The 11,242-nt window shown below is 45.4% G+C and carries 9 protein-coding genes; 4 read left to right on the top strand and 5 right to left on the bottom strand.

What is annotated here, in order from left to right:
* Positions 1-297: 297 nt before the first annotated feature.
* The 4 genes from FLM48_RS02620 to FLM48_RS02605 form a co-directional block, all read right to left on the bottom strand.
* Positions 298-3,477, bottom strand: coding sequence for an HD domain-containing phosphohydrolase (locus FLM48_RS02620; RefSeq protein WP_179023257.1), 3,180 nt, complete (start codon positions 3,475-3,477; stop codon positions 298-300).
* A 157-nt stretch (positions 3,478-3,634) separates the two neighbouring features.
* Positions 3,635-4,687 carry an MJ1255/VC2487 family glycosyltransferase gene (locus FLM48_RS02615; protein ID WP_028772786.1) on the bottom strand — a complete coding sequence of 351 codons (1,053 nt, stop codon included), beginning with the start codon at positions 4,685-4,687 and terminating at the stop codon, positions 3,635-3,637.
* Positions 4,688-4,701: 14 nt separating this feature from the next.
* Positions 4,702-5,235: a phosphatase PAP2 family protein gene (locus tag FLM48_RS02610; RefSeq protein WP_028772787.1), complete on the bottom strand. Its 534-nt coding sequence runs from the start codon at positions 5,233-5,235 to the stop codon at positions 4,702-4,704.
* Between the two features lie 94 nt (positions 5,236-5,329).
* On the bottom strand, positions 5,330-5,578 hold the full coding sequence (locus tag FLM48_RS02605) for a YgjV family protein (RefSeq protein ID WP_028772788.1): 249 nt from the start codon (positions 5,576-5,578) through the stop codon (positions 5,330-5,332).
* A gap of 330 nt (positions 5,579-5,908) precedes the next feature.
* On the opposite strand from FLM48_RS02605, the gene rraA reads away from it, so the two are divergent.
* Entirely contained in the window at positions 5,909-6,394 is a 486-nt protein-coding gene (rraA, locus tag FLM48_RS02600; RefSeq protein ID WP_179023255.1) for a ribonuclease E activity regulator RraA, read from the top strand.
* 73 nt (positions 6,395-6,467) lie between these two features.
* Here the strand turns inward: rraA and FLM48_RS02595 are convergent, their stop codons facing one another.
* Positions 6,468-8,369: a S9 family peptidase gene (locus tag FLM48_RS02595; protein WP_179023253.1), complete on the bottom strand. Its 1,902-nt coding sequence runs from the start codon at positions 8,367-8,369 to the stop codon at positions 6,468-6,470.
* A 211-nt stretch (positions 8,370-8,580) separates the two neighbouring features.
* Between FLM48_RS02595 and FLM48_RS02590 the strand changes: the two genes are divergently transcribed.
* The 3 genes from FLM48_RS02590 to FLM48_RS02580 all read left to right on the top strand — a co-directional run bounded on the left by FLM48_RS02590 (position 8,581) and on the right by FLM48_RS02580 (position 11,241).
* A complete protein-coding gene (locus FLM48_RS02590) occupies positions 8,581-9,636 on the top strand; it encodes a formimidoylglutamase (protein WP_179023251.1) in 1,056 nt (351 codons plus the stop codon).
* Positions 9,637-9,848: 212 nt separating this feature from the next.
* Complete coding sequence (gene ubiE, locus FLM48_RS02585; protein ID WP_028772792.1) at positions 9,849-10,604, top strand: bifunctional demethylmenaquinone methyltransferase/2-methoxy-6-polyprenyl-1,4-benzoquinol methylase UbiE; 756 nt, start codon at positions 9,849-9,851, stop codon at positions 10,602-10,604.
* Between the two features lie 25 nt (positions 10,605-10,629).
* Complete coding sequence (locus FLM48_RS02580; RefSeq protein ID WP_179023249.1) at positions 10,630-11,241, top strand: SCP2 domain-containing protein; 612 nt, start codon at positions 10,630-10,632, stop codon at positions 11,239-11,241.
* Position 11,242 lies beyond the last annotated feature (1 nt).

The raw sequence follows: 11,242 nt of genomic DNA, 5'->3' as shown, positions 1-11,242 counted from the left end.
AGGCAATAAGCCTCGAGTGGCAAATGAAGCTAAATCGAAGAAACAAGTAATCCAGTGCAGATGCGACTGAGAGTATCGAAAACATGGATGTTTTCGCTAAGCGGCCATGGATGGCGCAAAGCGTCCCGAAGCAGTATCTGCACATCAGCCTGCTGCAGGCAATAATTATCAATAAAGAGAGCTACCATCAAACACATCCCCCACTGGAGGCGAAAATCTGCCATACCCATCAGATCATGGGAAACATATATCCCATCAAACCATGGGTAACCTATCCCCCCTTTACAAACCAAACAGTTAGGCACTTTTGGCCACTGGCAGTGGTTGCAAATATTTATCAACATCCACCTCATCAATTTGGCTGGGGTCTAAAAACTTATGGGCATAGTCGAGGTAAATGCCACTGCTGAGAAACAGCTTAAATAAATCCATATCTAAGTGTTGATCGAGTGCCATCTTGTGCAAGATATCCACCGCGACACTAATAGGTTTGGCTTTCTTATAAGGTCTGTCTGCGGCGGTGAGTGCTTCAAAAATATCTGCAACAACTAAGACCCGTTCTGGTATCGATAGATCATCTGCGCTCAACTTACGCGGATACCCAGTCCCTTTTAGCGTTTCATGATGGGTAGATGCGTAGCGTGGCACCCGCGCTAGCTCTGGTGGGAACGGTAGATTTTCTAACATCTTAATGGTACTGGTAATGTGTTCATTAATTTTAAAGCGATCTTCGGCGGTTAAGGTACCGCGGGATATCGCTAAATTATGTAGCTCACCTTGGTTATAAAGGTGTTCTGGCACCTCCATTTTAATGCCAAATTTGGCATCAAACTCCACCGGAAAATCACGTTTAATAATATGTTCTGGCTTGTTACTTAACAGCATTTCAGTGACCGGCAGCGGCTGGGATGCCTGTTGATAGCGCAGCTCTTCCACCGGAGAGAGGCCGAGCTGGTCGTCAAAGTGACGCTGCCAGGTTTGCTGAGACAACTGCTGTAACTTGTCGACATGTGCTTGGCTCATAAACTCGCCTCCCACATTGGCGTTAGCGATAAACTCAAAGTCCTCACTAAGTTGCTGGTAACGCGCCTGCAACTCAGTATCGAGTTGTTGGCGGTTATCAGGGTTTTGCGCCAATTGCTGTAGGTAGTCAATATGGGCATCGCGTCTTAGCACTTCAAAGCGCATTCTGATCTCATGAATGCGGTTATAGATGGCCTCTAATTTACTGCCCTTATCGACAATATGTTCAGGTGTGGTGATTTTTCCGCAATCGTGCAGCCAAGCGGCAATCCGAAACTCGCGCTGTTCATCTTCGCAGGTAATTTTAAAGTCTTTAAACGCATCTAGGTCACTGTCCGATGCCTGCTGCACTAACATTAAGCCCAGTTCAGGTACGCGGTTACAGTGTCCGGCGGTGTAGGGAGACTTATCATCAATCGCCTGTGCAATCAGGCGAATAAAGGCCTCCATTAACTCTTTCTGGTCGGCTTCATATTGCTGTATCGACGATGACATAGACACCATTGAACTTGCCAGCTCATCAATTTCAGCAATATTGGTCTCTATATGTTTAACGCTTTTAAATCGGCGGTGCTTAATTTTCTCATTTTCAACCGCTAAGGCATTGATGGGTCGAATGATGGGCGAGGCAAACAGCCAAGAGATGGGCATGACGATAAATAAACAAGCGACGGTGATCAGGATTGAAGTGCGAATTTTTTCATCACTGGAGGCAAACAGCTTACTTGCCGGCACAACCACAGCATACTTTTCACCACTTTGTTCGCTACCAAACGAAGTGACATAAACAAAGGTATCAACGCCGTTTAGCTGGGTTTTAATCAGCTGGTTTTGCTGAGACTCATCTTCTGCAATCGCAATTAACTGCTCGTAAGGCACGGTTCCTTGTGGTTTAAAACTATCTTGATCGCCTTTAGCAAACCACTTGTCCGCCAGTGCACGACGTTGGCTATCAGAAATATTGTCTATAGCGGCATTTAGTATGGGAATAAGCGGGGTGTTTTTGCCTTGTAGCACCATGTAAAGGCCTGTCGGCGGCACTTGGTCACCAAAACTCACTTGTTCGTGATACTGCAAATTATCGATAAAATAGCTCTGAGCGGTATAGTGCAAAATAATGCTGTTATCTAGTGCAGCAAACACTTCACCGGCCTCAACGGCTAACAAAATGGCTTGAGTAGAATCCAATTCGACGATTTCAATCGCGGGAAATGATTGCTTAATCACCTGAATAATCGACCATCCCCGTGGTATGGCTAGCTGCTTGCCTTCAAGTTGTGCTAAATGGGTCACCTCGGCCTCGTTGGGCTGGGTGACGACCGCATAATGTAAATCGAGAAAAGGTTGCGTAAATTCACCTAGGCTTTCATTTTGCTCAGTTAGCATAATGGAGTGCAGCATATCGAGCTCTTCCAGCATGTAACTGTCAACCAGCTCGTTCCAGGTATAGCCATTAACAAAGTTAAACTGCAGCCCAGTCATTTCCGCGACCATTTTCAGCAGGTCAATACTGTAGCCCTGAGGCTCACCCGAAATAGTAAAGTCAATGGGCGCCCAATCATTCTCGTTGGACACCATTAGCTCACCGGTGTTGAGTACAACAGCTTGCTGCTCGACACTTAGCAGAAGCTGTTGGCTCTGCGGCAATACAGTGTTGAGCTGCGGTTGGCGATTTGAAGCGATAAGCTCACCACTGTTTTTGTACAAGTAGCTTTCTAATTGAGTTTGATCGCCTTGAGAAATGAGGTAATCACTTAAAGTAGACAGGGCAATATCAACCGCTAATACGGCGCCCGAGTCGGGCAGTTTGATGGAGTAAGTTTGCCCCGGTGCTTGCAGGTTTTGAAACAAGTAGGGTTCGGTTTTGTTCACCCTGTCACGCAAAGCACTGCTAAACCACGGTCGCAGGCGGGCGTCGTACTCTGTTACTTGTTGATGACTGGTGCGCGGCTTAAATTCACTGTCTAAGTATTGATAATTCTGAATCCGTTCACCGCCGTCTTCGGTTACTGTGATCACCACCCAGCGGTCTAAATGCGACGCTTGCAACTGGGCGCGTACAATCGGATGCGCATCAAGGTTGATCAACTCATAAAAGCTGCCGTCCGCTAAGCCCACATATATGGCATAAAACAGTGGGTTAATGGTCATCACTTCTGCAAAGGTATTATAGGCTTCGGGATTGAAGTTGCCGTCGATCACTAGGTTATCAACACTGGCGAGCAGCTTAGCGACGTTATTGGCCTGAATATCGATTTGGGTAATGTACTGACTGGTGCTGTCTGCCGCTTGGTTGTAGTGCTTTAATGCAGACTCGGTGGCCATCTTGTGAGAAAAGTAATACTGCAAACCGATGGCGATGGCGGCCGTCATACAGGTGGCCAATACAAATATCCCTACTACGGTAAACCGAATGGTAAACCGTTTACGCTTGCCGTTCCCCTGCACGCTCATGTTATCTCCCTATAGTTCAAGGCAATCCTTGAATACTATTTAGTCTATTGAAAGAATAACATTTGGTCAATTTAGCCTTTATTCGCGTAATTATCCAAAAAAAAGCCGATTTAATGCAGTTTTCAGTTGGTTAGACTGCCCCTTGATTCAGCCAATACTACGGACTTTTTTTGCGCCAGCTTTCAGGTAACTGCATCTGTCCCCAAAGCGAATCACACAATTGCTGACGTTCGTGCCAGCGCCCTTGCAATAGCCAAGGTACCAGTGAATCTCCCACTTGCGGATAATCGATTGGCGCAGGCATGGGTGACTTAAGCCAGCGCCGCAATGCTTGGCTGTCGAGAAAGGTCATACTGTCTGCGGCGCCGAGTAGCTCTAGCGCCGCCACATTTGAAAGCTGTTCAAACTGGCCATGTAGTGGCTTCACCAACAATTTTTTGCCCAAAGTAAGCGCTTCGCTTGCCAATTCGAACCCAGCGCTGCTAATCACGCCACCACTTTGGGCCAGTTTGTGTTTAAAGCCATCGCGATTAAAACCCGACCACTGAATATGTTCGGGCGGCGCCTGACTAGGTTCACTGCCATGAAACACTGCAAACTGATAATCATCAAAGGGGCTTAATAGCGCCACAATATCGTCGGCCGCCTCAAAAGGCAGATAAACAATGATCTTTTGCAGGCAATGACTGACATCGCCATCAACTTCAACAAACGGCGGTAAGATAGGAAAACCAAAGTGATGCCAATGACAACCTAGCGCGATATCCACTGGGGCAAAATAGTTCAGCAACATGTCGTTAAACCAGTTGTCGCCAACTTTAGGCACCGCAAATTTCAATGCCGCTTGATGACTCACACCAATTGAGGGGATCCCCTGACGTTTAGCCGCCCAGGCAGAAACAGGTTCAAAGTCATTGAGTACCACATCATAGCGGCTCAAATCGAGGGCGCGAATATCATTCATTAACGCCAGCAGCGAGTTCTGCATTGCGGTTTTGGGCACACTCACTCGACCACTTTGGGTAGCAAAGGTCAGCCCGGATTGCACTTGATAGTCACCAAAACATTGCATATCAAAAAATTGTGATGCTTGGCGACCAGAAAAGAAGAAATCGACGTCAACGTTATGTTTCTTCAACGCTTTAGCCATCACTCTGGCGCGACTTAGATGGCCATTACCCGTCCCTTGTACACCGTACAATATACGCATAGTTACAGTCCTGATTATGAAGCTAGAAAGGGAAAAGCAAGATAGACGCTAGTGATGCCTAATAGCGCACCGGCAAGGATATCTAATGGGTAATGTACCCCTAAAATAATGCGAGACAAGCCAATGACTGCTGCCCAAGCAAAGGCTAGAACACTCCAATCTGGATAGATCAGAAATACCACGGTAGCCATGACAAACGCCGCACCAGTATGACCTGAAGGCAAACTAAACTTATCTGATGGCTCAAATGCGGCTAGCTGCACGTCAAACTCATCTGACATAGCAGCGTGGCAAGGGCGAATTCGTCTGATGCTATTTTTTAGCAAAAAGTACAGCGGTAGCTCCAACATAAAAGCCGCGAGGGCTAAACCGAAGAAGTTTTCACCTTGGTGGCTGAGCAGTAACAGTACCGTACTGATATAGAGATACATAGGCCCATCACCGGTCGATGAGATCCGCTTGGCGAGTGGACGCAACCCATGGCGTAAGCCAATTTGAGTTACTTGGCAATATATGTGTCTATCAAGCTTGGCGACAGACTCAAACATAAAAGGCTCTCAACTAATTGCAGTTATTAGTTGAGAGCCTAAAAAATGACCGTGACGCCGAGGTGACAGGCAGTCTAAAGTTTTGTGACAGTCTTTACGCCGTGGCGACGGCTTTATGTGAACGCTCGCGGTACAACTTAATGAGATGATAGATATTAATGCAGGCAACAAAGGCATTCATTCCCGCTACAGGCCATGCTGAGATGTAGACTCCGTAAATAACGAAAAGTGTACAACCAGTAAAGTTAAGGCAACGTAACCAGATGATATCTTTCATCATTAACGAGATAGCCACCATCACTGACGCAGAATAACCAATGAGTTCGATTGTTGAAGCTTCCATAAGGCACCTTTTTCGAGGCCCTCTGCCATCCCTAAGCTAACTGGGGGATCCGTGCCCCTAAAGCGAGTAAGTTAATTCAAGACTGCAAACATTCTAACAAACGATCAACTAAGTTGTAATTAAAATACGTTATTTAATGACCTAAATCATGTTTTTTGCCCAATTAAACACCAGTGGGTAAAAGTTAACAACATCGAGGCAAAACTCAGGGTGGATCGGCCATAGCGTGATTGATAACGCTTTTCTTTTTAAGAAACGCTTATATACTGGCAGTAATTAAAGAAATACTGCGAAAACTCAGTAGATTGCCTTTCAACAGGAGTATGACTTATGGAATACAACACCTCAGAACTTTGCGATAGCAACTTAGACTCAGTCGATGTTGTCGAACCCATGTTCAGTAATTTCGGTGGTTGTAGCTCTTTTGGTGGTTCTATTAGCACAATCAAATGCCACGAAGACAATGGCCTTATTGCCGATGTATTAGAGCAAGAAGGCGAAGGTCGTGTGCTGCTGATTGACGGTGGCGGCTCTCTACGCCGCGCATTAATTGATGCCTCTTTAGCTGAAATAGCAGTGAACAATAACTGGGAAGGTATTATCGTTTATGGTGCAGTGCGCGATGTTGATGCCTTGGAAGATTGCGATATTGGCATCCAAGCGTTAGCTTCTATTCCGGTTGGCGCTGATGGCCATGGCATTGGCGAGTTAGAGATTCCGGTTAACTTTGGTGGCGTCACTTTCCTACCACTCGACCATGTCTATGCAGACAACACAGGAATTATCCTGTCGCAAGATCCGTTAGATATCGACTAATCTAACCGCAAAAACAGTAAGGATGACGGCTTTCTCACAGCTTGGTCATCCTTTTTTTGCACGATGATTTTTACTATAAGTGTTTACTCAAAAACGCTTCAAATGCTTTTAGCGTGGCCATCCGGTTTTGCTCTATTTCTAAATGATGGTTGCCATTTTCTAGCTCTAAATACTCCACATCTTTATCATAATCAGTCAGCTCATCAAACATTTCCCGACTATGGTAAACATCCACGATTCTATCTTTATCGCCATGAATTAACAGCATAGGAATATTAACTTGCTTAGCAAAGTTAACCGGGGATTGCTGTTCTAATTTATCAGAGTCATCGCCTAGCTGCTTTTTAACGACTTTATAGTTAGTGAATTTGCGCGCTTTTCTAATAATATGCTCTAGATCTGAGACCCCTGCAAAACTGGCGGCACATTTAAATGGTTGTTGTTGCGTCACCGCAGCTTGCATGGCGGCATATCCACCATAGCTGATCCCAAGTATACAGATCTTATCTTTATCAATGGGATAATGCTCTGCTAACCAGAATGCTGCATCAGCAAGGTCGTGCTGCATCGCCCCGCCCCACTGCTGAATCGATGCCATTTGAAACTCGAAACCATAACCCGATGAGCCTCGAAAGTTGGGTTCAATCACGGTATAACCGCGGCTGGCAAAGAACTGACTGAACCAGTTAAAGCCACTATAGTTTCTCGCCATTGGTCCGCCATGGGGGATCACCAATGCTGATTGCTTAGCCTTTACGTTGCTTGGCGGCAGAGTGACATACGCTTCCAATTCAAGACCATCACGGGCCTTAAACACCACTTTTTGCTTATCAGATAACGGCTGGTCCACTAACAGCGGGTATTCATCAAGAATATAGTCAAGACTTTTAGCTTTGCGGTCTCCAAGGTAGAAAGCACCGGGGGAGCGTGGGTTACTGGTGTACAAGATATAACGGTTTCCATCAGCGCTTAAACTCATGATGTTGTTGTAGGCATCGGGAATCGCCTTATTTAAGGCTTGTTGAAAGCGTGCATATTTTTCATCAAAAAACACTTTACCGTTAGCGGCTTCACCATGGCGCACTCCGATAACCTCTTTAGTCTTCTTAGAATAAATCAGTGACCCTTCTACGTCATAGTTTTCATCGGCATAAACCAGTTCACGTGGCAAATCAGCCTTAGCCAAGTCAACGGTAAAGATGGCGTAACGGCCATTATGCAGCGCGCGGATATACAAGGTATTAGGGTCAACCCCAAAGCCTAGCGGGGTAATATCTGGGTTATCAAATAATTCATATTCCCAGATTCTGTGCCACTCCTTGCTATCGATATCATAGAGACGAAAAAACACTTTGGTGTCGTCGATACCATAACCAAGTCTGAGTCTATGCTGTTGATCTGTTATCCAATAACTAATCCCTGAGCGCCCTTTTTGAATCAACTTGCGTTTAAGCCTGGAGTTGATGTTCACCTTATATACGTCTGGTTGATTGGGCGCCTTCAAATCTAGGGCCATCAAAATATGGTCGGGCTCATCGGGGAGTATATCAATGATGGTATCCTGAAATTGCGGTCGATGTTCTCCATCTTTCAATTTCAAAACGGTACGAATTTTTTCTCCGCCACTGGCAATCACCTTCAACAATCGAGATTCGGAATATTTTACGCCCATTTTATCAATAGGGTAGCTCGCGCTTACCAATAGCACTTCGTCATTGGCCCACACGTACCAATTTATTTTGAACTTTTGATTGTCAGTAGAGAGTATGTAGTTAACATCATGACTACCAAGGCTTTTGATACCTAAGTAGCTATTACCCTTATTATGGAAAATAAAAGCAAATTGGTTACCATTAGGTGCAAGTTTTACCTGCTCTGCTTGCGGCAATAACCCAAAGGCCTCAACTGGTAGGGGTTGTGCCTGTATTGTCGCACTTATCGACAATAACCACACAATAATGACTATTCTTAGCATCCTTTCCTCGTACAATTTTCCCTGCTTGCAAGCAAACAATAGTAACAACCTCGATGAGGTAAATCACTATCAAAGCCAAAAAACTCTTTTTTTACAACTAGGTAAGTAGGTAGTGGTTTCAAAAATGAGCGCCAAGATAAGATTCAATTGCACATAAGCGTGCAGATCCGCCACAATACCGCTATCTAGCCTTTCAAGATAATTTGTGACTATGCCACTACTTTTACCTTTTACCGACCACGAAGTTAATACCTTACTTAGCCCTAGAAGTGGTGAACAAAAACTCGGTCAAACCCTCAGCACATTCCCATGCGCCTTTGACGATATTGCCAGCTATGTTGCAGCCCTAGAACAAGCCAAAGCGCAAGGTATTCGGTTTGTTATTATTGGTATTGGTGAAGATATTGGCCCACGAGCGAACTTAGGTCGCGGCGGAGCCAATGATGCTTTTAATGCGAGCATGGCGCAATTTGTGAATTTGCAAGCTAACCGTTTTTTAGATGGCAGTCAGATTTTAATTGCCGGGCAACTTGATACCAGCGCTATTCATGTTGGCAGTGATCTCAATACTGATGCGCTGCGTAATGCAGTAGAGCAGCTAGATGAATTAGTGATTCAAGCGCTCAGCCCAATATTCAGTGCTGGACTTGAACCTATAGTGATTGGTGGCGGCCATAACAATGCTTTCGGCCTACTGACTGCCGCTAAGCAAGCAACAGCGAAAAAAGTAGCCGCGGTCAATTTAGATCCACATTCAGATTTCCGCCCCCGTGAAGGGCGCCATAGTGGCAATGGCTTTAGCTACGCAGCAGCGTCTGGGGCACTGGGGTTTTATCATGTACTAGGACTACATGAATTGAAAAATAGCGAGCAGACATTTGCACAATTGGAAGCATTTGGTGGTAGCTGGCATTCATTGCAATCTATATGGGTAAGACAAGAGTTGAGCCTTAATCAAGCACTGGATGAGATTGTCGGCATGGTCAAAGACAGTCAGTTACCCGTCGCGATTGAGTTAGATTTAGATGCCATAACCAATATGCCAAGCAGCGCTGCTACCGCAGCAGGCATACCTTTACTGGATGCACTGAGGTATGTGTATCGCCTGGCTAATGAAACTGGCGCCCATTATCTGCACCTCGCAGAAGGCGCTCCACAATGCCATGCTGCGGGCGTTGATGCAGGCTATAGAGAGGTGGGACAAAGTGTCAGCGAACTGATATTTGCTTACATTCAAGGCCGCAACGCTTGCCAATATTTAGGCTAGCACGCAGTTATCCATCAACCGGATTGGCTTTATCACGTTTCTATGATGTAATGCGCAGTCCAAAAATTTGAAACTCTGCGCTAAGCCGCATTTTTTCAAACTAGTTAAGGTTTTTATTAACTTCGATCACAATGTGACCGACAACAGATTCAGTAGGGTGTATCAATCACATACACTCGCTACTTACATTTGCCATATACAGGAATACATAGATGTCTGAGGGTCCACAAAACAGTACACATTTTGGTTATAAAACTGTCGACACTGAGCAGAAAGCCGATCTGGTTGCTGACGTATTTCATTCTGTCGCTGCAAAATACGACATTATGAATGACGTGATGTCATTTGGTATTCACCGTATGTGGAAACGCTTTACTATTGAAGCTGCCGGCGCACGTCCGGGCATGAAAGTATTGGATCTTGCCGGGGGTACTGGTGACTTAACGGCAAAGTTCTCTCACCTTGTTGGCCCTAAGGGCGAAGTGGTATTGGCTGATATTAATGATTCAATGCTTAAAGTAGGCCGTGAAAAGCTACGCAACAAAGGCGTGGTAGGTAACGTGAACTACGTCCAAGCCAATGCCGAAGCACTGCCATTTCCAGACAATCACTTTGACATTATCACTATCGCGTTTGGCTTGCGTAACGTAACGGATAAAGATTCGGCGATTCGTTCCATGCTACGTGTACTCAAGCCGGGCGGAAAGTTACTTATCCTTGAGTTCTCTAAGCCTCAGCACGAAGTGATGCGTAAGGTTTACGATATGTATAGCTTTAAAATTCTGCCAAAAATGGGCGCATTAATCACCCAAGATGCAGACAGCTATGAGTACCTTGCTGAGTCGATTCGTATGCACCCAGACCAGGAAACCCTTAAGGGCATGATGGTTGAAGCGGGCTTCGAGCAGGTGGAATACACCAACATGACCGATGGTATTGTCGCCCTTCACAAAGGCTACAAGTTCTAATTTGAGCAGTAATATTGGGTTAACCATGAAACGCGACGTATCTTTACTGGTCTGTGGCGCTATAGAAACTGCGCTCGATAAAATCTTAACCCAATCCCATGAAGCCTATGCCAAGTCGCATACGCTTCATGGCAAAGTGCTTTGCTTGCAGTTAAGCCAATTAGATTGGCCAATCTATCTCATTTTCTCGAAAAACGTTCAAGTCTACAGCCGCTATGCCGGTGACGTGACCACCACGGTTTATGCCGATATCACCACCTTATACCAGCTTACTGAAGGCGCTAATCTTACTGAACTCATCAAACAAGATAAGCTGCGACTTGAAGGCGATTTAAACTTACTGCAAACCTTCAGTCATCTATTGCAGAATATCGACATTGATCTCGCGGAGCCTATTTCCAAGTATCTCGGTGATGCCCCCACCCACCTGTTGCAACACGGGTTTTCGCAGGCTAAGCAGACCTTAACGCAAGTTTTTGTCAAAAGTCGTGACCATGTAGGGCAATTAACCACCGAAGAATACCGCTTAGCACCGCATAAACTCGAATTTATCCATTTAAGTGATAGAATCGATGAGCTTGTGGCGGACGTAGATGCCATAGAGCAACGCATATCAAGGTTAACTAATAGGACGTAAC

This window comes from Shewanella sp. Scap07 (assembly GCF_013394145.1).
In the GTDB taxonomy this organism is placed as follows: Bacteria; Pseudomonadota; Gammaproteobacteria; order Enterobacterales; family Shewanellaceae; genus Shewanella; species Shewanella waksmanii.
The sequence above is the reverse complement of the archived record's forward strand: the minus strand, read 5'-3'. Positions and strand labels throughout refer to the sequence as shown.

What these genes read in the sequence shown, in the direction of transcription:
- FLM48_RS02620 (WP_179023257.1), bottom strand. Translation starts at nt 3,477, where the DNA reads ATGAGCGTGCAGGGGAACGGCAAGCGTAAACGGTTTACCATTCGGTTT.
- FLM48_RS02615 (WP_028772786.1), bottom strand. Translation starts at nt 4,687, where the DNA reads ATGCGTATATTGTACGGTGTACAAGGGACGGGTAATGGCCATCTAAGT.
- FLM48_RS02610 (WP_028772787.1), bottom strand. Translation starts at nt 5,235, where the DNA reads ATGTTTGAGTCTGTCGCCAAGCTTGATAGACACATATATTGCCAAGTA.
- FLM48_RS02605 (WP_028772788.1), bottom strand. Translation starts at nt 5,578, where the DNA reads ATGGAAGCTTCAACAATCGAACTCATTGGTTATTCTGCGTCAGTGATG.
- rraA (WP_179023255.1), top strand. Translation starts at nt 5,909, where the DNA reads ATGGAATACAACACCTCAGAACTTTGCGATAGCAACTTAGACTCAGTC.
- FLM48_RS02595 (WP_179023253.1), bottom strand. Translation starts at nt 8,369, where the DNA reads ATGCTAAGAATAGTCATTATTGTGTGGTTATTGTCGATAAGTGCGACA.
- FLM48_RS02590 (WP_179023251.1), top strand. Translation starts at nt 8,581, where the DNA reads ATGCCACTACTTTTACCTTTTACCGACCACGAAGTTAATACCTTACTT.
- ubiE (WP_028772792.1), top strand. Translation starts at nt 9,849, where the DNA reads ATGTCTGAGGGTCCACAAAACAGTACACATTTTGGTTATAAAACTGTC.
- FLM48_RS02580 (WP_179023249.1), top strand. Translation starts at nt 10,630, where the DNA reads ATGAAACGCGACGTATCTTTACTGGTCTGTGGCGCTATAGAAACTGCG.